A 25,268-nucleotide genomic window follows, 5' to 3' on the forward strand; every position below is an offset into this window, starting at 1 on the left:
GGGCAGGGAGCGAGGGCACGCGGGTGTGGGCGGGCAGGGGTGGCGGAGCCGACAGTCAGGGTTGCTTCGGCGGCCGGAGCCGGGACGCCGGGCGCGACCGCCCGCCGGGTGGACGGAGTCCGCTCACCGGTCACTACGCCCGTCAGGGGTCGAAACTCGGTTCGCCCGGCGCGACCGCCCGTCCGCGCATACGACGCGACCGCCCGTCCTGCGTCCGCGCATGCGACAGGCCGTCAGTTCGCGCCTAACTGAGTCAGAGTCGGCGTGGCAGCGCGGGGCCGCACCGTGGCGTTCAGGGCCGCTCCCATCGCGCCGGCGTACGAACCCAGCTCGGCGGCCATGAGGGTCACCGGTCCGATCAGTCGCCGCCGGTCGAGCAGTGCCGGCTCGACGCCCGGCCGCATCAGGTCGAAGGCCGGCGCGACGCCACCGCCCACGACGACGACCGAAACGCCGAGTTGGGCCAGCACACTCCCCAGGATCGCGCCCACGGCCGTGGCGGCGGTTTCGAGGATCTCCCGGGCCGTGGTGTCGCCCGATCGTGCGGCCCGGACCAGGTCTTCGGGTGTCGCCGGCCGGTCCTGGTCCGCTGTCCCGCGAGAGGCGAGGGCCCGGGACCACAGGGCGGCCAGTGCCCGCCCACCCGCCACCGTCTCCAGGCATCCGCGGGCTCCGCATCCGCAAGGGGCACCGCCCGGCACGGCGGTCATGTGCCCGATCTCGCCGATCCTGTCGCCGGGCCCGCGCAGAACCCTGCCGCCCAGGGCGATCGCACCGCCTATCCCGGTGCCCATGGTCATGAACACCACGTCATTGCGGCCACGCGCGGAGCCCAGCGCGAGTTCCGCCGAGGCGAAGGCGCGCGCGTCGTTCATGAGCAGGACGGGCTTCGCGGTCGCGCGCTCGATCGTGTCCGCCAGTGGGAAGTCCTGCCAGTCGCCGTCGACGTTCGGGATGGTCGTGGTGGATCGCAGGTCCGGGCTCAGATGACCGGGCAACGCCACGCCGATGGCCTCGACGGTGCGCGCACCCGCGATCTCGGCGATGGCGGCGGCGACCTGCGCGGGTCCGGCGGCGGGGGTGGGCAGCGTGCCCCGTTCGACGACCGCCGCGCCGGCACGATGCACCCACTTGGTGTTCGTGGCCCCGATGTCCACCCCCAGTGCGGAACCTGCGGGGCGAGGACCGCTCCTGGTCGCGACCATGCGATCTCCTGATCAGTATTGCCTGTATAGACTTAACCGGAAGCTTGGTCCGAGTGAATCACCCGGTCAATCAGTTGAACTGTAAAGAATGAGAAACTTTGGCTGATTGAGCCCACCCGACAGGGCGTCAGCCGGAGTCGGGCAGCGGACTCACAACCTGTCTAGACTCACAGGCTGCCGAGCCCTCCGCCTCAGGGGATGGATCAGCCGGGCGAGATCAGGGCGCCGTCGACTGCGAGCTGTTCTCGAAGCTTGACGATGTCCACATCGCGAGGCCTGCCGTCGGCGGAGGCCGCCAGCGCCGCGGCAGTCCCCGCGGCCTGCCCCATCGCCATGCACTGTCCGATGGAACGGACGGATGCGTGGGCGTCGTGGGTGGCCGAGAGGCACCGGCCCGCGACGAGCAGCCCGTCCACGCCGCGGGGCAGCAGGCACCGGTAGGGCACACCGTACGTGCGGCCGGTGGGCGTCTCGTCACCGGAACCGACGTACTGCCAGATCGTCCTCTGCCCGGCGGCATGGTCCTCGATCGGAGCGCCGCAGCGCGCGATGGCGTCATCGAACTGGCGCGCGCTCAGCACGTCTTCCCTGCCCAGCACGTACTCGCCGATCAGGCGGCGGCTCTCCCGTACGCCGATGCGCGGCGCGGAGGCGATGAGGAAGGCCCGTTCGTACCCCGGCACCTGCTCGACGAGGAACCGCGTGTACTCGACGACCTGTCGGCGCCCCTCCTGCTCGGCTGCCGAAAGCTGCCAGGGGTCGGTCGGGTCGACGCCGCTCACGCGCGTCACGTTGGTGTGGACGACGCCGGGTTCGGTGGTCCGGTGGACGGAACCCTCGCGCCGGGGCAGCTCGTACGCTCCCGAGTCCGCGTGCAGAGCCATCAGGCGGTGCAGCTCGGCCGTCGGGGTCGCCGCGGCGTCGACACCGGCGAGCCGGAAGGTCTGGGTGAGCGGTTGCACGACGCGGTCCTCGGCGGGCCGCTCCAGCGCCGCCCCCGCACGCCACGCGATGTCGGCGTCACCGCTGGCGTCGACGACGACTTTGGCCCGTACGTATGTGGGTCCTGCGACCGTCTCGACGACCAGCCCGAGGACATCCTGGCCCTCCATCACCACCCTTGATGCACGGGCATGGAACAGCACCCGTACCCCCGCAGAGCCGGTGAGCTCGTCCCAGACCAGCTTCAGCGTCTCGGGGTCGTAGGTGACGCCGGTGCCCGCGCCGTAGGTGTTGGGGCGCTCGAAGGCCGCCTTGCGATCGGTGAGCGCCTGGCACACCTCCCAGCCGACGCCGCCGACGACGCGTTCCCCCGTGCCGGGCGCGTAGAAACCGTAGAAGGTGTCCAGAACGCTCGCCCCGGTGCCGCCCAGGTGAGCGGCGCTCTCCAGGAGCAGGGTGGAAGCGCCCCGCCGGGCGGCCGCGACGGCCGCCGCGGAGCCCGCCGACCCGCCGCCGACGACCACTACATCGCCGTCCCACAGGAGCGGATACCGCGCTGCCTCCACCTGGCTGACGCATGTGCCGTTCACCTCAGGTGCCACCCTCCGTCTACGGGGACGACCGCGCCTGTCGTACGGGAGGAGGCGTCCGACAGCAGCCACATGGCCGTGTCGGCGATCTCTTCGGGACTGCATGCCCGCGCACCCAGCGGCATCAGCCGCGGCATACGGTCCTGGATCGCGGGGTCCCTCATGGCGCGGGCGGCCATCGGGGTGTCCACCAGTCCGGCCGCGACCATGTTGACGCGCACCCCCTTGGGGGCGCCGGTGAACGCGGCCGAGCGCACCAGGGGGACCAGGGCGCCCTTCGCGCTGGCGTAGGCCGCGGTGAGGAAGTCCTCGTCGAGCGTGGTCGCCAGGGCCGAGCCGATGACGACGATCGAGCCGCCCGAGCCGCCCGCCCGGGACAGCTGCCGGATGCCGGCGCGCAGCAGGAAGAACACCGAGTCCAGATCGACCCGGTGCACTTCGCTCCACGCCTCGTCGCTGCACTCGTCGACCGGCCCGTCACCGAGACGCCGGCCCGACATGCCCACCGCGTGCACGATGCCGTCGAGACCGTCCAGGGCCTCGGCCGCTCGTGCCACGGCCGCGTCGGCGCCCGCGGACACGGTGACGTCGTACGTATCGCGGTCGGCCTCGAAGACCTGGGCACCGGCGGCCCGCGCCGCGTTGACGCACGCGGCGCCGATTCCGCCCCGCGCACCGGCCACGAGCAGGCGCTTCACGGGGCACCGTCCGCGGTGCGCAGGGCGGCGGCGGAGCGGCGGGCGAACTCGAGGTAGGCGCCCTCGAACAACTCGTTGCTGCGGTCCGCGCCGACCAGGCGGGAACTGGTGATGACCGGCGGCATGGCGCCCCGTTCGGCCAGCAGCTCGGCGACCCGCACCTTGATCTCGTTGACCACGGCGATCGCGGTGAAGGTACTCACCGGACCGACCGGGACGTCCAGGCCGTCGACGTGGCAGATGGCGTCGCCGACCGGTGATCCGAGATCGATCACGACATCGGCGTGGTCGGCGAGCCGGGATCCGCTCGGGTGCCGCGGTGCGGCGGCGTTGGTCTCCTGCAGCGACGTCGCCGCGATGACCGGCAGCCCCGCCTTCCGCGCGCCCATCGCCATCTCGATGGGGACGGCGTTGAGCCCGCTGACACTGAAGATGAACATGCTGTCCGACGGGCGCAGCCGGAAGTTGGCCAGGATCTGGTCGGCGAGCCCCTCGACGCGTTCGATGAACATCGCCTGCCGCTGTCCGTTGGCCCCCACCACCTGCGTGTGGAATGTCATCGACAGCTCCACCAGCGGCTGGAAGCCGGGGTAGGAGCCGTAGCGGGGAAAGATCTCCTCCACCGGCATGCGCGAATGACCGGTGCCGAAGGTGTAGACGACGCCGTCGTCGGCGATCGACCCGGCGGCGATCTGGGCCGCGGCCTCGATGGCCTCGGCCTGGGACTCGGCGATCTGCTCGACGATTCCGACTGCGGTACGGATCCACGATGGCACGTGCGGAAACCTCTCGACATGAGGGCGGAGACACGGCACGACAGGAGCTATGTCTAGACAGGTAGTACTTGCCGGACGCTAAAGCGACGAGCGCCGAAACGTCAAGCACCTGGACCAGACTTGTCGCCCCCTCCAACGAGGTGGGCCAGGTGTGGACGGGCGGCTGGAGGCGGCCTATGCTGCGTTGGTGCGTACCGGTATAGACAAGGGAGAAGATGTGGCTCGGCGGCCCATGCCGCGACACGAAGCAGTCGAACGGCACATCCGTGGTCGAATCGCGGGACTGAAGCCCGGAGACCAGATCGAGTCCGACGCGGAACTGTGCGAACTGTTCCAAGTCAGCCGGATGACCGTCAGACAGGCGACCCAGCGACTGGTCGCCGAGGGCGCGATCTACCGGATCTCCGGCGTCGGCACCTTCGTGGGGGAACCACAGGTCCATCGCCAGATGGGCAAACTGCGCTCCTTCACCGAGGAGATGGCCCTGCGCGGCATGACCGTGTCATCGACCGTCCTGACGGGGGAACTGCGCGTGGGCAGTCAGGAGGAGATCACCGCGCTCAGGCTCGCCCCCCAGTCCAACGTCGTTCACGTACGGCGTCTGCGGCTGGCCGACGACCAGCCGATGGCGATCGAGAACGTCGTACTGCCGCCGTCCTGCGCCTGGCTGTTGCGCGAGGACCTGGCCCGTGGCTCGCTCCACCAGGCGCTCACCGACAAGGGTTTCGCCCCCTCCCGCGCGACGGGAACGCAGGTGGCGGCCATCGCCACCGAGGACGACGCCGGCCTCTTGGACCTGCCCGTCGGCGCGCCCATCTTCGTCGAGCGCCGACTGATCACCACCGCCGACGGCACACCTGTCGAACTCACCGAATCCCGCTACGCGGGTTCCCGGTTCGTGTTCCACATCGAACTCGCCTAGCCCGGAAGGGAAAACGGCATTGTCTGTCGTCGAGACCGTCCTGGGCCCTGTCGCCGCTGACGAACTCGGCGACGTGGACGCCCACGAGCACGTCTTCCTGCGCACCCCGGTCAACCCAGGTGACGAGTTCCTCGACACCGACAAGGCGGCGGCCGAACTCCTGCGTGTGGCGGCCGGCGGTATACACACCGTCGTCGACCTGACACCCGTCGGCCTGGGACGCCGCCCCGGCGAGCTCGCCGAGGTCTCCCGCACGAGCGGGGTCCATGTCGTCGCCGCGACCGGCTTCCACCGCAGCGCCCACTATCCGGCCGCTCACTGGGCCCGCCACGCCGACGACGCGACGCTCCTCGATGTGCTCCTGGACGACCTTCAGACCGGCATGGACCGTCACGACTGGGACTTCCCGCGCCCCGTACCCACCTCGCACAAGGCCGGCATCATCAAACTCGGGGCTTCGTACCACCGGATCGACCGCCACGAGGAGCGTTGGTTCGCCGCGGGAGCCGCGGCGGCCCGGGACACGGGAGTGGCCCTGGCGGTGCACACCGAGGTCGGCACCGCCACTCACGCCGCCCTGGACCTCCTGGACAAGCACGGTGTCCCGGCCGGACGCGTCCTGCTCGCCCACACCGACCGCAACCCCGACCCGGAACTCCACCTCGACCTGATCGCCCGCGGAGCCCACCTCGTCTACGACACGATCGGGCGGATCAAGTACCGGCCGGACTCGGTCCTCCTCGACCTGATCGAGCACATGGCCGAGGCCGGCCGACTGAACCACATCTGTCTGGGGACCGACGTCGGACGCAAGTCCTCGCTCAGGGCCTACGGCGGCGGGCCGGGCATGGACGTGCTCGGCAGGGACTTCGTCCCGCGACTGCGTCGGCGCCTGGGCGACGAAGCGGTCGAGACCGTACTGCGGCACACGCCCCAGGCACTGCTGGCCAAAGAGATCTCCGGCACAGGGCTTCCGGCTGTCGGCACTACGGCTTGACCGCGATGCGGCCTTCATCCATGCGGAGCAGGAGGAGTCGGGCGCCCGTCTTCTCCAGGAATTCGTCCACCGCGCTCTTCGACCCCTGCCACCAGCCATAGTCGTCGATAAGGAGGACCCCGCCGCTGACCAGCCGCGGATAAAGGTGCTCCAGTTCATGGCGAGTTGAGGCGTACCAGTCGGTGTCGAGCCGCAGAATCGAGATCCGTTCGGGGGCCTCGGCGGGAATGGTCTCCTCCACGAGGCCCTGGACGAAGTGGACGCGATCCGCGGGATACGGAACCTGTTGAAAGCCCTCCTTGACGTCTTCCAGCGTGGCGACGGCCCAGATCGGGCGGCTCCTGTCCTGCCTGGCCAGCAGATCCGCGGCGGATTCGCCGTCCCGGCGAAGGTCCTTGTCGGTCGGCGCCGGCATGCCCTCGAACGTGTCGAAGAGGTACAGGTGCCGCTCGGTGTCATGCAGCCCGAGGAGGGTGCGGGCAGCCGCCTGCATGCTGCCACCCCGCCATACCCCGCACTCGACGATGTCTCCGGCGATGTTGTGCCGGCTGACGTAGCGGGCGGCCAGAATCAGGGCATTGAGCCGTTCCGGAGAGGTCATCGTGTAGGGAGACACGGCCCGGATGACTTCCTTGGCCGTGTCGTCGTAGTCGGCGGGGAATTTGGGGCCAGGAACCGGCTCCGGCCTTGGTGGGGGCATTACGGGCCTCGGGCGACGGATTTCGTAACCGGTGAGCCGCCTCAAGGTTCCATTGACATTTTTGCGCCAAGCCATAAGGGCAAGGTACGTCCCGAACCAGGAACCCGCAGCCCCGCCGGCGGCACGGCAGCCGTCAGCCCGTCCGTCGGATCAGCGCCAGATACATCGCGTCCGTCCCGTGCAGATGTGGCCACAGCTGTACGTCGGGGCCGTCGCCCAGAGCCGGTACGCCGGGCAACAGCGGCCGGGCGTCGATCAGTTCGGCCGAGCCTCCGTACCGCTTGAGGACGTCGTCGACGACCGCACGGGTCTCGGCGAGGTGCGGCGAGCAGGTGACGTATCCGACGACGCCACCGACCCGTACCGACTCCAGCGCCGTGCGCAACAGCCCGCGCTGCAGCGACGCGAAGCCGTCCAGGTCGTCGGGGCGGCGCCGCCAGCGCGCCTCGGGACGGCGGCGCAGGGCGCCAAGTCCCGTGCACGGCACGTCCATCAGCACGCGGTCGAAGACGCCGGGCCGCCACGGCGGACGCGTGCCGTCGGCGGCGATGACCTGGTACGGCCCCGGGTTCCCGGCGAGCGCCTTCGCCACGAGCCCGGCCCGGTGCGGCTGCTTCTCGGCGGCGAGCAGGACGGCCCCGCGTTCGGCGGCGAGCCCGGCGAGCAGCGCCGCCTTGCCGCCGGGACCGGCACAGCCGTCGAGCCACGCCTTGTCGGGCCCGTCGAGGGGCGCGCCCGCGAGGGCGAGCGCCACGAGCTGGCTGCCCTCGTCCTGCACGCCGGCCCGGCCTTCGCGTACGGCTTCGATGGCGCCCGGCTCGCCGCCCTCGGAGAGCCGCACGGCGTACGGCGACCAGCGCCCGGGCAACGCGGCCTCGTCACCGAGTCCGTCGAGCAGTTCCTCTGCCGTGGCGCGCCCGGGACGGGCGACCAGAGTCACCTCGGGCCGCTCGTTGTCGGCCTCGAGGAGGTCCTCGATCCCGGCGCGCCCGCCCCCGAGGGAGTCCCACAGCGCGGAGACGATCCACCGAGGGTGCGAGTGCACGATGGCGAGGTGGTCCTCGGGGTCTTCGTCGTACGGCGGTGCCACACGCTCCAGCCAGCCGTCGAGGTCGTGCTGCGTGACCTTCCTGAGGACGGCGTTGACGAACTTCGCCCGGCCGTCACCGAGTACGACCCGGGCGAGCTCGACGGAGGCGGACACGGCGGCATGGCTCGGAATCCGCGTTCCGAGCAACTGGTGCACACCGAGACTCAGCACGTCGAGCACCGGAGGGTCGACCTCACGCAACGGCCGGTCCACGCAGGCCGCGATCACGGCGTCGTACGTCCCCTGCCACCGCAGCGTCCCGTACACCAACTCCGTGGCCAGCGCCGCGTCCCGCCCGTCGAAGTCCCCCTTCTCCCGCGCCTTCCGCAACAGCGGCGGCAGCACCAGATTCGCGTACGCATCCCGCTCGTCCACGGCCCGCAACGCCTCAAAGGCCAGCATCCGTACGGGATCCTTCTTCGGACGACGGTGAGGCTTGCCCTGCGGGCGACGACGACGGTCCTGCTCGTTCACGTAAAAGGTGCTCCGGATCTTGGAAGGGTTACTCGTCAAGCGTACGTCGCGGGGGTGTGGCGGTGCGGGGCACGGGTGGAATGGCGTCGCGCTTCGGGCGGCTGCGGCGATCGGCTGACTGCGGCCGGGCGGCAACGAGCCCTCTTGACCGAGCAGCACCACCGAGACCACCTCGATGAGGACATCGAAAGCCGCAGCGGACGACGCCGACCAGACAACGGCAACCAATCCACACCGCGTTCCGACTGGACGCCTGCCGCCGCCTGCCGTCGGCCGGGGCCGGCCGGGGCAACCGCGGCACCGCGCCTGGGGGCGGCCGCGATCACTCTGCGCCGCTCCGGCGGCGGCACCGGCGACGGGCGCAACTCCCGGGCGGCTGTGCTCGACCGGCGCCGCCTGGGCATCCGCCGCCGAGCAGGATCGGCCGACCGGCCACTCCCTGAGCAGCGGGGGGTGGGTGATCGGGCGCCGCTGAGCGAGGTCGGTGGGCGGCACCGCGTCGGGCGGGGACCGCTCAGCCGCGCCGCGTCACGGCTAAGCGGCCTTGGTCAAGTCCGGGGCATCCCCGCGCCCCTTAAGGGGCGCGGGGAACTGCGCGACCAGCCACGGACAGCCCGCACCTTTCGTACGGCACTTCCCGCGGAGCGCTCAGTCCCCGACCCGCTCGCCGGAGGCGATCCGTACCCCCCGCGCCCAGTCCGCGGCGCGCATCGGCTTTTTGCCCTGGGCCTGGACCCACAGGAGTTCGACGGCGTGCGAGCCGGTGCCGACGTACACGTTGTTCTTGGCGACGGCCAGCGCGCCCGGGGCAAGGTCCGTGCGCTCGGGCACGAGCGCGACCTGGATGAGCTTGAGCCGTTCACCGCGGAAGACGGTCCACGCGCCGGGCGCGGGCGTGCAGGCGCGTACGACACGGTCGACGCGCAGCGCGGGCGCGGCCCAGTCGATCTGCGCATCCTCGACGGTGATCTTCGGGGCGATCGTGACGCCATCCGCCGGCTGCGGTACGGCCTTCAGCGTGCCGTCCGCGATCCCGTCCATGGTCGCGACGAGCAGCCCTGCGCCCGCGAAGGCGAGCCGGGTCAGCAGGTCCCCGCTGGTGTCGGTGGGCCGTACCTCCTCGGTGACGGTCCCATAGACGGGCCCGGAGTCGAGCCCCTCCTCGATCAGGAACGTGGACGCACCCGTCATCTCGTCCCCCGCCATGACCGCGTGCTGCACGGGCGCCGCCCCGCGCCAGGCGGGCAGCAGCGAGAAGTGCAGATTGACCCAGCCGTGGGCGGGGATGTCGAGCGCGACCCGGGGCAACAGGGCCCCGTACGCGACGACGGGACAGCAATCGGGTTCGATCTCCCGCAGCCGCTCCAGGAAGTCCGGATCCCTCGGCTTCACCGGCTTCAGCACTTCGATCCCGGCCTCCTCCGCCCGCTCGGCCACCGGACTCGCAACCAGCCTCCGCCCCCGCCCGGCCGGCGCGTCGGGCCGCGTGACGACGGCGACCACCTCGTGCCGCCCGGAGGCGATCAGGGCATCCAGAGCGGGAACGGCAACCTCGGGGGTACCGGCGAAGACGAGCTTCATGGGAAGGTTCGGGCCTCTCGGGCGAGGATTGGAAGCGGGCAACGCACAAGTCTATGGCGGCAGGACGCGAAGCTCCCACGCCCACAGCGGGAAAGCCGCGCAGCACGACGGGAAAACCGCGAACCACGGCGGGGAAACCGCGAACCACGGCGGGAAAGCCGCGAAGCGCGGCAGGGAAACCGCGAACCACGGCGGGAAAGCCGCCAACGGCGAGCACCCCCACGGGAGACGCCCACCTCTCTCCCCACTGGAAACGGGCGGTGCGCGGGCGGGAGAGAAACCCCAGGCGAAGCCGAAGGCGAGCCGACAGCGCACCCCCACCCCGGGAGCGCACGCACAGCTCCACACGCCCCCACCCCGTGACCAGCGGAGCGCAAACGCGTTGGTCAAGAAAGAGTTGACCACAACGGGCCGCAGTCGCGGCCCGATCCTTTTCAACGCCGGTTCGAGAGGCTTGTTCATGGCCGACCACGCAACCCACGACGCCCAGGCTCGGGCCAGCCTGCACTTGCTGGTGCGGGACATCGAGCGGGTCCGCCGGCAGGTGGACGCACTGCGCACGCTCACCGCCCAGTTGGGCAACGTCTACCGCCCGCGCCGCTCCGGCCCGTCCACAGGCTTCGTCGTCTACGGAAGAGCCCCCGCCCCGACCGTCCGCCTCGCCCAGGAGCTGCGGGACAGTGTCGAGACCCTGGTCACGGCCGCCGTGGACTTCGACCGCTCACTCGGTTTCTCGTGGGACGCGGTGGGCTCCGCACTCGGAGTCACAAAACAGGCGGTACACCGCCGTTACGGCGCACGCCGCGCCTCCGCCCAGGCCGCCGCCGAGGCCGAGCGCGCCACGGAACCGGCGGGCAACCGCGGGGTCGCCGTCAACGCCGGGATCCCCACGGTCCCAGCGGCCCGCTCCCTGCCGATGCCCACGCAGCCGACGGCCGGCAGCCCCGCCCTCCGCGACGAGGCAAGGCCGAGCGCTTTCCCGGGTCCGCGCAGCGGCTGACATCCTGGCGCCTACGCCCTGCGGCTGATACCCAGCTGACGCCCCATCCGCCTGCCTCCCGACGACCATCGGGAGGCAGAGGCGCATCGCCAGGCAGACGAGCATCGACTCCTTACCGCACAGCTCCCATCTGCCGCAGCCACCGACCACCAACCAGTTGGCTGGCGCAGCCACCAACCAGTTGCCCCCACTCACCCGATATCCGGCGGATCAATCCGAACCCGCACCACGTCATTCCCCCCCTGAGCCATCCGCGCCGCCTGCGCGGCTTTCAGGGCGGACGCCAGCGAGGCCCCGCTCCCCGGCGGCACCCGGATCAACGCCCGCTCCCAGCGCTCACCGACCGGCGGCGCCCCCGTACGCCGAGGCCGCCCCGCATCCGTGACGGGCAACGGCACCGGCCCCAACACCTCGGCATCGCCTGGCAGTTCGACCGCGGCGAAAAACCCGGCGAGGGCCTCCGCCGTACCGGACACGGCCGCCATCCGCGACACAGGCGGGAACCCCAGCTCGGCCCGCTCGGCCAGCTCACGGACCGCGTGCCCCACCGGATCCCAGCGCACCAGCGCCTGCACGGGCCGCAGCGTCGGCTCGGCCACGGCCACCACCGTCCCGCCGGCCTCCTGCTTCCGTACCAGCGCCGCCGCCCCGATCCAGCGCCGCAACGCATCCTCGCCCGCCCGCAGATCGGGCCGCCCCAGCATCGCCCAGCCGTCGAGCAGCAACGCCGCCGCGTAACCGCCCTCGGCAACGGGCTCCGCCCCCGGCGTACTCACGACCAGCGCGGGCGCCCCCGGCACCGTGTCCAGCACTTGCTCACGCCCCGACGTCCGCACGGGCACCGCGGGAAACGCGCGCCCCAGTTCCTCGGCGGTCCGCCGCGCCCCCACGACCTGCGCCCGCAGCCGGAACCCACCACATTCGGGACAGTGCCAAGCCCCTTCGTCGCGTCCGCACCACCCACATCTCAAGCCACCGGCGTCCTGGCCTTCCAAGGGGCCGGCGCAATGCCGGCACCGTGCGGGCGCGCGGCACTGCGCACACGCCATCCGCGGTACGTAGCCACGCCGCGGCACCTGCACCAGCACAGGGCCGTGCCGCAGCCCTTCCCGTACGACCTGCCAGGCGAGCGTGGGCAGCCGCGCCGCACGGGCCGCCTCGTCCCGCGCGAGGTCCCCGTCGCTCACGGTCCGTACGAGGGGAGCCGCCGCCCGCACCTGCTCGCGGCCGGCGACGAGCGGCGCCGCCCATCCGCTCTCGACGAGCTGCGCGGCCTCGACGGTGCAGCTCCAACTGCCCAGCAGAAAGGCGCACTTGTCATGGGCGGCTCGCAGCAGCAGTACTTCCCGCGCGTGCGGCTGTGGTGCGTGCAGCTCGCTGTGGCTGTCGTCCCCGTCGTCCCAGATGGCGACGAGCCCCAGATTCCGTACGGGTGCGAACATGGCAGCCCGGGTCCCCACGACGGCCCGTACGGACCCTCGCCGCACCGCAAGCCACTGCCGATACCGCTTCTCGGGCCCGGCCTCGGCCGTCAGCACCGCGTGCCGCCCCTGCTCCAACAACGAGGTCAGCGCGGCGTCAACCCGGGAAACGGCTCGTCCGTCCGGTACGACGACCAGCGCGCCGCGCCCCGACGCGAGCGTCGCCGCGACAGCCCGCGCCAGCTCCTCGGCCCACGCGGGCCCTGGCAGCGCGTTCCACACGGCGCGCGGCGCCCCACCGGCCGCGAGCGACTCCAGAAAGGCCGCCCCACGCGCGTACCGCTCCCAGGACCCGGCCTCGGGGGCACCGGGCACCGGCAGCGGGGCGGGCGACGGCTTTCCCTCCGCCCGAGCGTTCCGGGGCGGCACGGCCAGTTGCAGCACATCGGCCAGACTCCCCGCGTACCGATCGGCCACAGCCCGGGCGAGCCCCAGCAACTCCTCACTCAGCACGGGCTCGGGCGAAACGACCTGGGCCAGCGCGGCAAGGGGCCCCGAGTAATCGGACTCGGCAAGCCGCTCCACCAGAAACCCGTCGATCAGCCCCCCGCCTTCACGCCGCCCTTCCCGCACCCGATGCCGCCCGGCCCCGAACCGCACCCGCACCCGCACCCCGGGCTGCGCATCGGCGTCCAACTCCTCCGGAACGGCATAGTCGAAATACCGGTCAAGATGCAGCACCCCCTTGTCGACCAGCACCCGGGCCACCGGCCGCTCCTTGGCCAACGCGGCCCCCCGCCAAGTCCGCGGCTTGGCCCGCGGCGCCTTGGCCTTGCGCACACTCTCCCGAATAAGCGCAAGCTGCTCCGGCGGCACACCCCCCGCACCACCGTCACTACGCCCATCCGTGCTGCTCACAGCAACATTCCTACCAGACGGCACTGACACCGCCCGGCCCCGAGTTCCCGGCTCCGACGGCTCGAACTCCGCCGGAGACCACTGGCGCGCGAACCCACAAGCCCGCCCCGTCGGCCATTTCCACCTCTGATCCGGCCTCCCCCACGGCTCGGCGTTGCACGTGCCCGCCGTCTCGGTATCAGAACCGGAAACGGGAAACACCGCCGACCACCTTGCTCACGCCCGTCGTGAGGACGACGCTGACGTGCGACGGCGGGCGTCCCGAGGCGTCGGCGGCCTCGGCATGAGGAGGTTCACATGCTGGAGCAGCCATCTGATTTCGGAACGGAGCTGCGTCGATTACGCATCGCCGCGGGACTCACTCTGACGCAGTTCGCGTCGTCGGTGCACTACAGCAAGAGTCAGATCAGCAAGGTCGAGACCGGGCACAAACGTCCGACGACCGAGTTGGCCCGGCTGTGCGACACCGCTCTCGGAGCAAATGGTGTCCTGGCCGCGCTGGTACCGGTCGACCGGGGACACCGCCGTGAACAGCTGCCATCGCATCCGGCCCTCGGCCCACCTCCACCCGACGAGCACGGGCCGCGCGCCCGCGACGAAACGGGAGTCATGCACGGGACACCGGACGACAGCATGCCGAACCACGCGGAGAGCACCCGGGGCCGTACCTGTTCCCCGGCCGACTGGCCACCGAGTCGCAGGCAGGTGATGGCAGTGGGCGCGGCCTCCGTTCTGGGAACGGGCGCCGCAAGTGGCCATGCCGCCGCCTTCGATGCCGGTGCGGGTCTGCTGGACGCCGCATGCGGCCTGTTCGACCACTTCCGGCGCATCGGTCAGTTGTCTCCGCCGGGCCTCGTCCTGCCTGCCCTGTCCGAGCAGACGCGTGCACTGTGCGACCTCGCGAAGCTGTCCAGCCCTCGTACGCGTACGAGCCTGTTCGCCCTCTCTGCGCGCTTCGCGGAGTTCGCCGGCTGGATGGCCCAGGAGGCGGGTGACGACGCGGCGGCCCTGCGCTGGACCGACCATGCGGTCGGACTGGCCGAAGCGGCCGGGGACACCGATCTCGCCTCCTACGCACTCGTACGCCAGGCCCTGATCACGTACTACAGCGCTGACGCGGACCGGACCATCGCCCTGGCCGAGGGGGCGTACGCCGATCGGCTTCCTCCCCGCATCCGGGGCCTGGCAGCCCAACGCGCGGCACAAGGGCATGCCCTGTCGGGAAACCACCGCGCAGCTCTGCGCAGTCTCGACCGGGCGCGTGACCTCCTGGCCGCCGACCGTCCCGACCCAACCGCTCCCGTGCTGGGGCCGAGCCACCTCAGCGACCCCGTCGCCATGGTGACCGGCTGGTGTCTGTTGGACCTGGGCAGGCCCCGGCAGGCCGCAGAGGTCTTCGACCACGCGTGCGGGCAGATTCCCGCGCACGCCCTGCGCACCCAGGCTCGCTACGGCGTCCGCCGCGCCCTGGCCCACGCCGTCGCAGGCGAGATCGACCGCGCCTGCGAGCTGACCGGGCAGCTGTTGCCGAGCGCCGCCTGCGTCGGTTCCGCGACCATCACCGCCGACCTCCGGCGGCTCGCCCGAAAGCTGTATCGCCATCCACGACACCCCGGCTTCCTGGCCATCTCGCCGCAGCTCACCGCCGTACTTGCACCGCCCGGCCCATAAGCGTCGGACCGTCATGCCCTCACCAGAAAGGCGGCATCGTCATGCCCCATATCTTCATCAACTACCGCACCGGCGACGGCGAACAGGTCGCCACGACGCTGGACAGCGTCCTCAAAGCGCGGTTCGGAAAGGAGCGGATCTACCGCGCCAGCCGGTCGATCGCCCCGGGGGCTTTCTTCGACGACGACCTGATACGCAACGTGCGGCGCACCGGTGTGCTGCTCGCCGTCATGGGTCCGGGCTGGGCTGCACATCCGGCGTTGCGGCGTGAGGACGACTGGGTCCGCAAGGAGATCCTTGAGGCGTTACGGTGCGGTATCCCCGTGATCCCCGTCCTCGTCGGCCGACGCACCGAGCGTCCCACGAAGGCCGATCTGCCCGAGCCGCTGGCCCGCATCGCCGACTGCCAGTCCCTGCGCTACGACCACCAGAATCACGACACCGATGTGCAGCGCATCGGCGATGCCCTGGCCGACCAGGTCCCGGAGCTCGCAGCCGCTGATCGGGATGTCTCCGAAACTTCCGCGCCCGGGTCGGTGCGCAACACCGCACGGGACGTGCACGACAGCACCCTGCTCCAGACAGGCCCCGTCAATGGTGACGCCGCGATCAAGACCAACGGTCCCCACAGCCCGATCCGTATCGGACCCGGCGACACGAATCACCACTCGGTGCACCAGGCCGGCGACGGCGCGAACTACGTGGCAGGGGGCAACGAAGGCGGCATCCACCAGAACTTCGGAGCCTCGCCTCGGCGTGAGAGGCGCGAGGACGAAGAGCGGTGAACGACAACTCCCGCTTCCCGCCCACGGATTCCGGAGACTCACCGCCCACGGGCTTTCGCGACTTGTACCGGACCAACATCAACATCTCATCGGGCGCGCAGTCCGACGACCCTCTGCTCACGCGCCCCGCGTCGCCCCGCCGGGTGGCCGAAGCCGAGCTGCGCCGTCTCCAGCAACGCTTCGCCCGTCCTCCCGGCATCAATACGGCCTACGACACGCTGGAAAGGGAACGCACGGTCTTCCTCCGTGGTGCCGCGGGCAGCGGCAGGAGTTCCGCCGCCCGTGTCCTGCTACGCGAACTGCCCCACGGTGTGGGGACGTACCACGAACTCGGCCCCGAACCCGAGGAGGACCTCTCCCCGGAGTTCATCGGGGAGGAGGACCGCATGCTGCTGGACCTTTCGGCAGTGGACCAAGAGCAGTGGAAGCGCGTCCACGAGCGGCTTTTCGACTTTCGCAAGGAGCTCGTCGACAAGCGGGCTTACCTGGCCGTCGTGCTGCCGCAGCCGTACGAGAGTCAACTGGCCGAGGATTTCCTGCCCTTGCGCGGGACCGTCAACCGCCCGGACGGCCTGGAAGTCCTCGTCCGCCATCTGCGCGCGGCCGGCATCGACACCCGCCGGTGCTGGCCGGCTCCGGCGTTCCTGCTCCGCCATCTCGACACGCAACCGCCCATAAGGGAGCTGGCGCGGCTGGCCGATCTCGTCCGGGAGGCGTGGGAGGCGTGCCATCGGAGCGGGGAGTTCGCCGACTGGTGCACGCAGGCTCTCGCAGAGCACACCGACCGTTCCGCGGAAGTCGAGGTCTTCTTTCCACAGGTACGCAAAGGCCCACAACGCGCGCTGCTGCTGACGGCCGCTCTGCTGCACGACGCGTCGGCCGACGCTGTGCACCGGGCGACCATGGTCCTCCAGGAGGTCCAGGAGATCCCGAAGGACGTCCGCCCGGCTCTGCAGCACAATGGCCTGAACGAGCGTCTGAAGAAGGTCGGGGCCGGCGTCGGCCGCACTTCTGCTGTCCGTTTCGAGACACCCGGCTTCGACCGGGCCGTTCGTCGGTACTTCTGGGTGAACTTGCCCGACCTCCGGCCTTCGCTGCAGGTCTGGCTGACCCGGGTGCTGAGCCTGCACGACCTCACCGACACCGACCGCGAGAACCTGGTGCTCCGCTTCACCCGGCTGTGCCTGGACACAGGTGGTACGGCGGAGCTGTTCAGGCTGGCAAAGAGCTGGACGGGAGCGGACGCAGACCAGATCCACCTGCGTGCGGCCGCCCAACTCCTCGGCGAGGGAGTCGGTAACGAGAAGACCGGCCAGGAATTCCGGTCGCAGATCTACGAGTGGTCGACGAAACAGCTCACGGACGGCCTGCGCCGGGCGCTCGTCGAAGTATGCGAGAAGGTCATGTCGGTGCACCATCCTCAGCAGGCCCTCGTACGTCTGCATCACATGGCCCGCCGCGAACCGGGCCCCGCTCGTCCGGCGCGCGATGCGCTGCTGCGCTCCGCCACGGAGGATCCCGGCCTCCAGCGCCGCCTGCTGTACCGGCTGGTCCACTACCGCTCTGCCGCGCACGAGCAGGCGGACATCGGTCTGTTCCTCGACCTCACCGAGCCGTCCCGGCTGCCGCGTGCCCTCCTGTCCGGCGCCTCGACACGTCGCTGGCTCACCAGTTGCTGGACCACCACCTTCGAGCGCGCGTCCGCCGACTACTGGCTTCGGTACACGAAGGCGTGGATCAACGCCGCGGACACGGCCGACACTCCGGGCGTCGCCAACCGGCTCCTCGACGTGCTGGTCGACGCGGCGGTGCCCCGCTACCAGGTCCTGAGCAGCCTCTATGCCACGGCACGCACGACCGCCTCCCGGGAACTCGCGGACGATCTGCTGCGGAGAGTCAACGAGGCACAGCGTCGATATCTGTCCTCTCCGACAAGCGCCGAGACCATCAAGGAGGCTGCCCGGCCATGAGTTCCGACCAGAAGACGGTTTCGGTCTTCCTCGCCCTGCTCAGCGAGCTGCTCGTGCTCATCCTCGGGCTCGTGCTGGACTGGCCGGTGTGGGTGTTGGCCTCCGCTGTCGGCGTGGTTCTCCTGACGTGGACAATGGCGATGATCGCGGCGAAGCGGGCACGGGCGCGGGTTCCGTTCCCGCCGGAGACCATCCCCCTCCAGCCCTGCCCGCCGGTCGAGCGTCGCGAGCTGTATGTCGAGCGCATCGCCCTGCCGAGTGCCGAACGCGACTACGACTTCCTCTTCTCGGCCACAGTCCGCTGGTGTCCGGCAGATCCGTCGGCCCGGAACCCGGTGATCAACCCCGGAGCACTGGCAGTCGACGCGATCCTGGCGCGGGCCCGCGAGGTGACGGCGACCCGCAAGCCGTTCAGAAGCTCCCTCGTCCAGCACGAACTCAGCGGTCGACTGGGAGTGATGGAGACCGACCGGGAGGGGCATGTGCGCGCGATGGCGCTCGACGTCACCCTGGCCCTCTCGGAAGAGGACCAGACACGTCTGGACCGTCTCGCCGCCATCCGCAAGGACGAGGCCGTCTGGGAGCACCAGCGCAACTACGAGAAGAACAAGCGCAGGTACCTCGGAGACGACGTGCTCCAGAACACGGGCAGCGCCGTCGTCTGGTGGCTCGCCAAGAACGACGATCAAGTGGAGAAGACCGTCGAGGACATCGGGCTGCTGGCCCAGCTCTCCTCCGCCGCCAACAACGAGGAGGTCGCCGAGCCGTTCCGGCACTTAGTGGACGAGGCATTGCCCGAAGCTCCGGTAGCCGAGCCGGAGCCGGCGGAAACAGCTTCGGCCGACCCGGCCGACGTGTTCACCGACTTCATGTGCCGCGTGGGATTGGCCCCCGGTAACGAAGAGGGCGTGATGCTGGCCGGACAGGTCGCGATGGCGGTCTCCTCCTGGGACGCGGATACCGCCGCGGAAATACGCCGCCGCTTCATCGACCGCGCGACAATGGCCCATCCGAACGGCGGTGGGCCCGGTCACCCGGCGCCGGACGCCTGATGCACGATGGCCCGGCGTCCCATCAGGGACGCCGGGCCTCGCGAAACCCGCGCAGTGCCTAGAGGAGTAGGGGCCTACAGCCCCACAGCCGCCCGAAGCGCGTCCACCCGGTCGGTGCGCTCCCAAGTGAAGTCGTCCAGCGCCCGCCCGAAGTGACCGTACGCCGCGGTCTGCGCGTAGATCGGGCGCAGCAGGTCGAGGTCGCGGATGATCGCGGCGGGGCGGAGGTCGAAGACCTCGCTGATCGCCTTTTCGATCTTCTCGGCGTCGATCTTGGCGGTGCCGAAGGTCTCGACGAAGAGACCGACCGGCTCGGCCTTGCCGATGGCGTAGGCGACCTGGACCTCGCAGCGGGTGGCGAGGCCGGCCGCTACGACGTTCTTGGCGACCCAGCGCATCGCGTACGCGGCCGAACGGTCCACCTTGGACGGGTCCTTGCCGGAGAAGGCGCCGCCGCCGTGGCGGGCCATGCCGCCGTACGTGTCGATGATGATCTTGCGGCCGGTCAGACCGGCGTCACCCATCGGGCCGCCGATCTCGAAGCGGCCGGTGGGGTTCACCAGCAGACGGTAGCCCTCGGTGTCCAGCTTGATGCCGTCGTCCAGCAGGGCCTTGAGCTCCGGCTCGACCACGAACTCGCGGATGTCGGGGGCCAGGAGCGAGTCCAGGTCGATGTCCTGGGCGTGCTGCGAGGAGACGACCACCGTGTCGAGGCGGACGGCCTTGTCGCCGTCGTACTCGATGGTGACCTGCGTCTTGCCGTCCGGACGCAGGTAGGGGATCGTCCCGTTCTTGCGGACCTCGGAGAGGCGCTTGGACAGACGGTGCGCCAGGTGGATCGGCAGCGGCATCAACTCGGGCGTCTCGTCGGTCGCGTAACCGAACATCAGGCCCTGGTCGCCCGCGCCCTGCTTGTCCAGCTCGTCCTCGTCGCCCTCGACACGCGTCTCGTACGCCGTGTCGACGCCTTGCGCGATGTCCGGGGACTGAGCGCCGATCGACACCGACACACCACAGGAGGCGCCGTCGAAGCCCTTCTTCGAGGAGTCGTAACCGATCTCGAGGATCTTGTCGCGCACCAGCTGCGCGATCGGGGCGTACGCCTTGGTCGTGACCTCGCCGGCCACGTGCACGAGGCCGGTCGTGATCAGCGTCTCCACGGCGACCCGGGACTTCGGGTCCTCGCGCAGAAGCGCATCGAGAATGGTGTCGCTGATCTGGTCAGCGATCTTGTCGGGGTGACCTTCGGTCACAGACTCCGAGGTGAACAGACGACGGGACACAACGCTCCCTGGGGTTGCAGCGGCTGCTGGCTGATCATTGGTGGACGGATCGGGGGCTGCGCCCGCTGTCGTCCGGGGTTAGTTTATCGGTCACGCCCGGCCGCGGGTCTACCCCGTCTCGCGACTCGGGAGAGCTGTGACCTGCGGCACAGGCATTCTGCCCAGCGACACTAGGTCTCCGGCAGTCGCTCACGCACGAATTCGCCGGTTTTGAGGGGCCCGATTCGACGGTCTTGAGGACCCGGCGGAACGCCTGATGAAGCGAATGAGACATTCACTCCGGAACGCACTCCGCAACGAATGGGACATTCACTCCAGGCGGTGCGTCACGCCAGGCGGTGCGTCACGAGATCCCACACCGTCTCCGCCAGAGCTTCCTTGGGCCCGTACGGTACGGGAGTCTCGCTGCCGTCGGCGCCGAGCACGATCGCCTCGTTCTCCTCCGAGCCGAAGGTCTTGCGTTCCCCCACCTCGTTCACCACGAGGAGATCGCACCCCTTGCGCTCCAGCTTCGTCCGCCCGTTGACCAGGACGTCGTCCGTCTCGGCGGCGAAGCCGACGATCACCTGGCCGGAGCGGGCGCGCTCGGTGGAAATCTCGGCGAGGATGTCCGGATTGCGGACCAGGGTGATCGGTTCCGGGTCCTGGCTGTCCTTCTTCTTGATCTTTCCGGCCGCGTACACCGCAGGGCGGAAGTCGGCGACGGCGGCCGCCATCACCACCGCGTCGGCGTCCGCGGCGGCCTTCAGCACCGCCTCACGCAGCTGCACGGCCGTGCCGACCGGCACCACGTCCACGCCCGCCGGGTCCGGCAGCGCGGTGTTCGCGGCGATCAGCGTGACCCGGGCGCCCCGGGCCGCCGCCGTGCGCGCGAGGGCGTACCCCTGCTTGCCGGAGGAGCGGTTGCCGAGGAAGCGGACGGGGTCGAGCGGCTCGCGCGTGCCACCGGCGCTGACCACGACATGGCGGCCCGCCAGATCGGGGACCACGGCCCCGCGCGCCAGCACCCGGCGGCAGACCTCGAAGATCTCCCCGGGCTCCGGCAGTCGGCCCTTGCCCGTGTCGACGCCCGTCAGGCGGCCCACTGCGGGCTCGATGACGACGGCGCCACGGCGGCGCAGCGTCGCGACGTTCTCCTGTGTGGCCGGGTGTTCCCACATCTCGGTGTGCATGGCGGGGGCGAGGACCACCGGACAGCGGGCGGTGAGCAGGGTGTTGGTCAGCAGGTCGTCGGCCAGGCCGTGCGCCGCCTTCGCCAGCATGTCCGCGGTGGCGGGGGCGACGACCACCAGGTCGGCCTCCTGGCCGATGCGGACGTGCGGGACCTCGTGCACATCGGACCAGACCTCCGTCGAGACGGGATGCCCGGAGAGCGCGGACCAGGTCGCCGCGCCGACGAAGTGGAGCGCCGACTCGGTCGGTACGACGCGGACGTCATGCCCTGATTCGGTCAGCCGGCGCAGCAGCTCGCACGCCTTGTACGCGGCGATGCCGCCGCTGACCCCCAGCACGACCTTCGGCTTGTCCACCGTTTCTCCCCGGGCTCGGCTCGCCTGCGCATGCAAACGTGTATGTACTCATGACACACCACAGGCCCGACAGCCGGGCTGCCGGGCCTGTGGAAAAGCCTGCTGCAATCTGCAGATATTACTTACTGTGCGCTACTTACTGCGCCGGGCCCTCAACGGCCTCGGAGGTCAGCAGACCCGCGTTGATCTCACGCAGGGCGATCGAGAGCGGCTTCTCGTGGACGTGCGTGTCCACGAGCGGACCGACGTACTCGAGAAGGCCCTCGCCGAGCTGCGAGTAGTACGCGTTGATCTGACGGGCCCGCTTGGCCGCGTAGATCACGAGGCTGTACTTCGAGTCGGTGGCCTCGAGGAGCTCGTCGATCGGCGGGTTGATGATGCCCTCGGGCGCGGTCATGGAAGAGGACACGCTCTACCTTCCGAAAGGTGGGATGAGATCGAAAACGATCACACTACGTCCATCAAGACTAGCAGCTCACGCGCCACATCCTCGACGGAGGTGTTGACCAGGGTGATGTCGAACTCCGACTCGGCCGCCAGCTCGATCTTCGCGGCGGCCAGCCGGCGCTCGATCACCTCGGGCGGCTCGGTGCCCCGCCCGGTGAGTCTGCGCACCAGCTCCTCCCAGGAAGGAGGAGCCAGGAACACCAGCTGGGCTTCCGGCATCGACTCGCGGACCAGGCGCGCGCCCTGGAGGTCGATCTCCAGCAGGACGGGCTCGCCTGCCTCCAGCCGCTGCAGCACGGCACCCCGTGGGGTCCCGTAGCGGTTGCCGGCGAACTCCGCCCATTCGAGAAGCTCGCCGTTGGCGATCAGCTTGTCCATCTCCTCGTCGCTGACGAAGAAGTACTGGACGCCATGCCTCTCACCGGGGCGCGGTTTGCGGGTCGTCGCCGACACCGAGAGCCAGACCTCGGGGTGTTCCTTGCGCATATGAGCGACGACCGTGCTCTTGCCGACCCCTGAGGGGCCGGAGAGCACGGTCAGCCGCGGACGTGATTCCGGGGGTACGGGGGTCGTCCCCCGGGATGTTGCAGCCATGCAGCGATTATCCAGGTTCTCAGGAGTGCCCGAGAACGTCAGGCGGCACCGCCGCCGAACTCGCGCTCAAGAGACGCGATCTGGTTGGAGCCGAGGCCACGCACACGGCGGCTCTCGGAGATCCCGAGTCGCTCCATGATCTGCTTGGCGCGGACCTTGCCCACGCCCGGCAGGGACTCCAGGAGAGCGGAGACCTTCATCTTGCCGATGACGTCGTTCTCCTGGCCCTGCTTGATGACCTCGTGAAGGGAGGCGCCGGAGTGCTTGAGTCGATTCTTGACCTCGGCCCGCTCCCGGCGAGCCGCGGCGGCCTTTTCGAGCGCGGCTGCGCGCTGTTCAGGGGTAAGGGGCGGAAGAGCCACGCCTACGTCACCTCGGATGTCGAACTGTCGGATACGGACCGGTGAGGAACCTAGTCGCCCCACACCTGGGGAGCAACGAGCAACGCTTCTTGCCCGTCCTCCCCCACTGCCTTAAAAGTGTGGGAGGTGCCCCCACTCGTCGGAGACTAGCGGCCAAGTCGGCTGGAGTCAGCGAGAACAGCGGAAAAGTCCTGGTCAGCCTCCATTGAACCCGACATTCGGGACATAATGCTCCGGATTTGAGGATGTATTCAGACGTGGGACGTCTGCCAGGACCTCGTCGACGGCGCTAGGCCGCCGCCACAGCCGCCCTGATCTCCTCCGCGAACCGCGCCGCGGACGCGCGTAGCGCCCTTGCATCGGGCCCGTTGCGCAGGACACCCCGGCTGACGTTGGGCACCACCTGACGCACCGCCGACCCGAAGACGCCCGGAAGATCGGCCGGGGTCGCGCCCTGGGCACCGATGCCGGGCGCGAGGAGCGGCCCGTTGATGTCGAGGTCGTACGAGGAGAGATCGCCGAGCGTGGCGCCCACGACCGCACCGAAGGACCCCATCGGGGTCTCCCCCGCGTTCTCCTCGGCGAGGTGCGCGAGCATCGTCGCGCCGACGTTCCGGCCGGCCGCGTCCTCGGGCCGTACCGCGTGCTGCACCTCGCCGCCCTCCGGGTTGGAGGTGAGCGCGAGGACGAACAGCCCGGCACCGCTCTCACGCGCGAGCTCGACGGCGGGCTTCAGCGATCCGTAGCCGAGGTAGGGCGAGACGGTGAGCGCGTCGGAGAAGAGCGGGGCGCCCTTGCGCAGGAAGGTCTCGGCGTACGCGGCCATGGTCGAGCCGATGTCGCCGCGCTTGGCGTCCATGACGACCAGCGCCCCGGCGGCCCGCGCCTCCTCGACGGACTTCTCCAGTACGGCGATGCCACGCGACCCGAAGCGCTCGAAGAACGCGCTCTGCGGCTTCAGTACGGCGACCCGGTCGGCCAGTGCCTCGACGACCGTGCGGCTGAAGCGCTCCAGGCCCGCGATGTCGTCGTTCAGGCCCCAGGCGGTGAGCAGCGAGGCGTGCGGGTCGATCCCGACACACAGCGGGCCCCGCTCGTCCATGACACGGCGCAGACGGGCGCCGAAGGGCTCCAGAGCACTCATGCTGCTCATACTGCGGTCTTCCTCACGTCGGCGCCGACCGCGTCGGCGACGGTGGCGTACGGGCTCGTACGAAGGCGTGCGGCGAGCCCCTTGTGGATCGCGCGACTCCAGAAAGGGCCCTCGTAGACGAAGGCGCTGTAGCCCTGGACCAGGGTGGCACCGGCGAGAATGCGCTGCCAGGCGTCCTCGGCGTTCTCGATGCCACCGACGCCCACGAGCGTGATGTCGTCGCCCACGCGCGCGTAGAGACGACGCAGCACCTCCAGGGAGCGCGATTTCAGCGGTGCGCCGGAGAGTCCGCCGACCTCCTCGACCAGCGAGGGTTCGGATTTCAAACCGAGCCTCTCGCGCGCGATGGTCGTGTTCGTGGCGATGATCCCGTCCAGGCCGAGTTCGACGGCGAGGTCGGCGACGGCGTCGACGTCCTCGTCCGCGAGGTCGGGGGCGATCTTGACGAGAAGCGGTACGCGCCGGTCGGTCACGGCACGGTCGGCGGCCTCGCGGACAGCGCTCAGCAGCGGCCGCAGATGATCCACCGCCTGAAGGTTCCGCAGGCCGGGCGTGTTCGGCGAGGAGACGTTGACCACCAGGTAGTCGGCGTACCGGGCGAGCCGCTCCGTCGACCTCACATAGTCGGCGGCGGCCTCGGCCTCCGGGACGACCTTCGTCTTGCCGATGTTCACGCCCAAGACGGTCCTGAACACGGGCGTACGAGAAGCCAGGCGCTCGGCGACCGCGGCCGAGCCCTCGTTGTTGAACCCCATGCGGTTGATCAGCGCGCGGTCGGGGACGAGCCGGAACAGCCGCTTGCGCGGATTGCCGGGCTGCGCCTCCCCCGTGACCGTACCGATCTCGATGTGGTCGAAGCCGAGCATCGACATCCCGTCGACAGCGAGCGCGTTCTTGTCGAAGCCCGCCGCGAGCCCGAACGGCCCGTGCATCCGCAGCCCGAACGCCTCGGTGCGCAGCTCCTTGTAGCGGGGAGCGAGCACGGCGGCGATGAACGTCCGCAGCACAGGGAGGCGGACCGCGAGGCGGATCCAGCGGAAGGCGAGGTGGTGGGCCTGCTCCGGGTCCATGCGTCGGAAGACCAGCCGGAAGAACAGCTTGTACATGT

At 70.3% G+C, this 25,268-nt stretch carries 22 protein-coding genes; 7 read left to right on the top strand and 15 right to left on the bottom strand.

The window, feature by feature from the left end; all coding sequences use genetic code 11:
- Positions 1 to 233 precede the first annotated feature (233 nt).
- The 4 genes from G5C60_RS27790 to G5C60_RS27805 form a co-directional block, all read right to left on the bottom strand.
- Entirely contained in the window at positions 234 to 1,205 is a 972-nt protein-coding gene (locus G5C60_RS27790; RefSeq protein WP_165263671.1) for an ROK family protein, read from the bottom strand.
- A 203-nt stretch (positions 1,206 to 1,408) separates the two neighbouring features.
- Positions 1,409 to 2,737 carry an FAD-dependent oxidoreductase gene (locus G5C60_RS27795; RefSeq protein ID WP_338145947.1) on the bottom strand — a complete coding sequence of 443 codons (1,329 nt, stop codon included), beginning with the start codon at positions 2,735 to 2,737 and terminating at the stop codon, positions 1,409 to 1,411.
- Complete coding sequence (locus tag G5C60_RS27800) at positions 2,734 to 3,435, bottom strand: SDR family oxidoreductase (protein ID WP_165263673.1); 702 nt, start codon at positions 3,433 to 3,435, stop codon at positions 2,734 to 2,736. The genes G5C60_RS27795 and G5C60_RS27800 overlap by 4 nt, the downstream gene beginning before the upstream one ends.
- Complete coding sequence (locus tag G5C60_RS27805; protein WP_165263674.1) at positions 3,432 to 4,211, bottom strand: sugar isomerase domain-containing protein; 780 nt, start codon at positions 4,209 to 4,211, stop codon at positions 3,432 to 3,434. The genes G5C60_RS27800 and G5C60_RS27805 overlap by 4 nt, the downstream gene beginning before the upstream one ends.
- A gap of 232 nt (positions 4,212 to 4,443) precedes the next feature.
- Between G5C60_RS27805 and G5C60_RS27810 the strand changes: the two genes are divergently transcribed.
- Both G5C60_RS27810 and G5C60_RS27815 read left to right on the top strand, forming a co-directional pair.
- Positions 4,444 to 5,133 carry a GntR family transcriptional regulator gene (locus tag G5C60_RS27810; protein WP_165263675.1) on the top strand — a complete coding sequence of 230 codons (690 nt, stop codon included), beginning with the start codon at positions 4,444 to 4,446 and terminating at the stop codon, positions 5,131 to 5,133.
- A 19-nt stretch (positions 5,134 to 5,152) separates the two neighbouring features.
- A complete protein-coding gene (locus tag G5C60_RS27815) occupies positions 5,153 to 6,130 on the top strand; it encodes a phosphotriesterase family protein (protein WP_165263676.1) in 978 nt (325 codons plus the stop codon).
- Here the strand turns inward: G5C60_RS27815 and G5C60_RS27820 are convergent.
- From G5C60_RS27820 to fmt, 3 genes are all read right to left on the bottom strand, one after another.
- Positions 6,120 to 6,905: a TylF/MycF/NovP-related O-methyltransferase gene (locus G5C60_RS27820; protein ID WP_165263677.1), complete on the bottom strand. Its 786-nt coding sequence runs from the start codon at positions 6,903 to 6,905 to the stop codon at positions 6,120 to 6,122. The genes G5C60_RS27815 and G5C60_RS27820 overlap by 11 nt on opposite strands.
- A gap of 58 nt (positions 6,906 to 6,963) precedes the next feature.
- On the bottom strand, positions 6,964 to 8,394 hold the full coding sequence (locus G5C60_RS27825) for a transcription antitermination factor NusB (RefSeq protein ID WP_165263678.1): 1,431 nt from the start codon (positions 8,392 to 8,394) through the stop codon (positions 6,964 to 6,966).
- Between the two features lie 648 nt (positions 8,395 to 9,042).
- Positions 9,043 to 9,975: a methionyl-tRNA formyltransferase gene (gene fmt / locus G5C60_RS27830; protein WP_165263679.1), complete on the bottom strand. Its 933-nt coding sequence runs from the start codon at positions 9,973 to 9,975 to the stop codon at positions 9,043 to 9,045.
- A gap of 460 nt (positions 9,976 to 10,435) precedes the next feature.
- Between fmt and G5C60_RS27835 the strand changes: the two genes are divergently transcribed.
- Positions 10,436 to 10,975, top strand: coding sequence for a hypothetical protein (locus tag G5C60_RS27835; protein ID WP_165263680.1), 540 nt, complete (start codon positions 10,436 to 10,438; stop codon positions 10,973 to 10,975).
- 191 nt (positions 10,976 to 11,166) lie between these two features.
- On the opposite strand, the gene G5C60_RS27840 is transcribed toward G5C60_RS27835, so the two are convergent.
- Positions 11,167 to 13,314 (bottom strand): primosomal protein N', encoded by a 2,148-nt coding sequence (locus tag G5C60_RS27840; protein ID WP_165263681.1) that lies wholly within the window; start codon positions 13,312 to 13,314, stop codon positions 11,167 to 11,169.
- Between the two features lie 297 nt (positions 13,315 to 13,611).
- Between G5C60_RS27840 and G5C60_RS27845 the strand changes: the two genes are divergently transcribed.
- The 4 genes from G5C60_RS27845 to G5C60_RS27860 are packed head-to-tail and all read left to right on the top strand — an operon-like array spanning position 13,612 to position 18,792.
- Positions 13,612 to 14,985 carry a helix-turn-helix domain-containing protein gene (locus G5C60_RS27845; RefSeq protein WP_165263682.1) on the top strand — a complete coding sequence of 458 codons (1,374 nt, stop codon included), beginning with the start codon at positions 13,612 to 13,614 and terminating at the stop codon, positions 14,983 to 14,985.
- A 41-nt stretch (positions 14,986 to 15,026) separates the two neighbouring features.
- Entirely contained in the window at positions 15,027 to 15,770 is a 744-nt protein-coding gene (locus tag G5C60_RS27850; protein ID WP_165263683.1) for a toll/interleukin-1 receptor domain-containing protein, read from the top strand.
- Positions 15,767 to 17,740 (top strand): hypothetical protein, encoded by a 1,974-nt coding sequence (locus G5C60_RS27855; RefSeq protein ID WP_165263684.1) that lies wholly within the window; start codon positions 15,767 to 15,769, stop codon positions 17,738 to 17,740. Before G5C60_RS27850 ends, G5C60_RS27855 begins: the two co-directional genes overlap by 4 nt.
- Entirely contained in the window at positions 17,737 to 18,792 is a 1,056-nt protein-coding gene (locus G5C60_RS27860) for a hypothetical protein (protein ID WP_165263685.1), read from the top strand. The genes G5C60_RS27855 and G5C60_RS27860 overlap by 4 nt, the downstream gene beginning before the upstream one ends.
- A 74-nt stretch (positions 18,793 to 18,866) precedes the next feature.
- Here the strand turns inward: G5C60_RS27860 and metK are convergent, their stop codons facing one another.
- The 7 genes from metK to G5C60_RS27895 form a co-directional block, all read right to left on the bottom strand.
- The gene (gene metK, locus G5C60_RS27865) at positions 18,867 to 20,075 is read right to left on the bottom strand and encodes a methionine adenosyltransferase (protein WP_165263686.1); all 1,209 of its coding nucleotides are present in this window, start codon (positions 20,073 to 20,075) and stop codon (positions 18,867 to 18,869) included.
- A 326-nt stretch (positions 20,076 to 20,401) separates the two neighbouring features.
- Positions 20,402 to 21,604, bottom strand: a complete 1,203-nt coding sequence (coaBC, locus tag G5C60_RS27870; RefSeq protein WP_165263687.1) for a bifunctional phosphopantothenoylcysteine decarboxylase/phosphopantothenate--cysteine ligase CoaBC — start codon at positions 21,602 to 21,604, stop codon at positions 20,402 to 20,404.
- 136 nt (positions 21,605 to 21,740) lie between these two features.
- Entirely contained in the window at positions 21,741 to 22,013 is a 273-nt protein-coding gene (gene rpoZ, locus G5C60_RS27875) for a DNA-directed RNA polymerase subunit omega (RefSeq protein ID WP_093658262.1), read from the bottom strand.
- 38 nt (positions 22,014 to 22,051) lie between these two features.
- Positions 22,052 to 22,645, bottom strand: coding sequence for a guanylate kinase (gmk, locus tag G5C60_RS27880; protein WP_165263688.1), 594 nt, complete (start codon positions 22,643 to 22,645; stop codon positions 22,052 to 22,054).
- A 38-nt stretch (positions 22,646 to 22,683) separates the two neighbouring features.
- A complete protein-coding gene (locus G5C60_RS27885) occupies positions 22,684 to 23,007 on the bottom strand; it encodes an integration host factor (RefSeq protein ID WP_005319887.1) in 324 nt (107 codons plus the stop codon).
- Positions 23,008 to 23,296: 289 nt separating this feature from the next.
- Positions 23,297 to 24,151, bottom strand: a complete 855-nt coding sequence (pyrF, locus tag G5C60_RS27890) for an orotidine-5'-phosphate decarboxylase (protein ID WP_165263699.1) — start codon at positions 24,149 to 24,151, stop codon at positions 23,297 to 23,299.
- 5 nt (positions 24,152 to 24,156) lie between these two features.
- Entirely contained in the window at positions 24,157 to 25,266 is a 1,110-nt protein-coding gene (locus tag G5C60_RS27895) for a quinone-dependent dihydroorotate dehydrogenase (RefSeq protein WP_165263689.1), read from the bottom strand.
- Positions 25,267 to 25,268 lie beyond the last annotated feature (2 nt).

The sequence above is a fragment of the Streptomyces scabichelini genome (assembly GCF_011045015.1).
Lineage (GTDB): Bacteria > Actinomycetota > Actinomycetes > Streptomycetales > Streptomycetaceae > Streptomyces > Streptomyces scabichelini.

Coding starts and splice junctions, on each gene's coding strand:
- G5C60_RS27845 (WP_165263682.1), top strand. CDS start 13,612: ATGCTGGAGCAGCCATCTGATTTCGGAACGGAGCTGCGTCGATTACGC.
- G5C60_RS27820 (WP_165263677.1), bottom strand. CDS start 6,905: ATGGCTTGGCGCAAAAATGTCAATGGAACCTTGAGGCGGCTCACCGGT.
- G5C60_RS27835 (WP_165263680.1), top strand. CDS start 10,436: ATGGCCGACCACGCAACCCACGACGCCCAGGCTCGGGCCAGCCTGCAC.
- fmt (WP_165263679.1), bottom strand. CDS start 9,975: ATGAAGCTCGTCTTCGCCGGTACCCCCGAGGTTGCCGTTCCCGCTCTG.
- gmk (WP_165263688.1), bottom strand. CDS start 22,645: ATGGCTGCAACATCCCGGGGGACGACCCCCGTACCCCCGGAATCACGT.
- G5C60_RS27860 (WP_165263685.1), top strand. CDS start 17,737: ATGAGTTCCGACCAGAAGACGGTTTCGGTCTTCCTCGCCCTGCTCAGC.
- pyrF (WP_165263699.1), bottom strand. CDS start 24,151: ATGAGTGCTCTGGAGCCCTTCGGCGCCCGTCTGCGCCGTGTCATGGAC.
- G5C60_RS27790 (WP_165263671.1), bottom strand. CDS start 1,205: ATGGTCGCGACCAGGAGCGGTCCTCGCCCCGCAGGTTCCGCACTGGGG.
- G5C60_RS27850 (WP_165263683.1), top strand. CDS start 15,027: ATGCCCCATATCTTCATCAACTACCGCACCGGCGACGGCGAACAGGTC.
- G5C60_RS27895 (WP_165263689.1), bottom strand. CDS start 25,266: ATGTACAAGCTGTTCTTCCGGCTGGTCTTCCGACGCATGGACCCGGAG.
- G5C60_RS27810 (WP_165263675.1), top strand. CDS start 4,444: ATGCCGCGACACGAAGCAGTCGAACGGCACATCCGTGGTCGAATCGCG.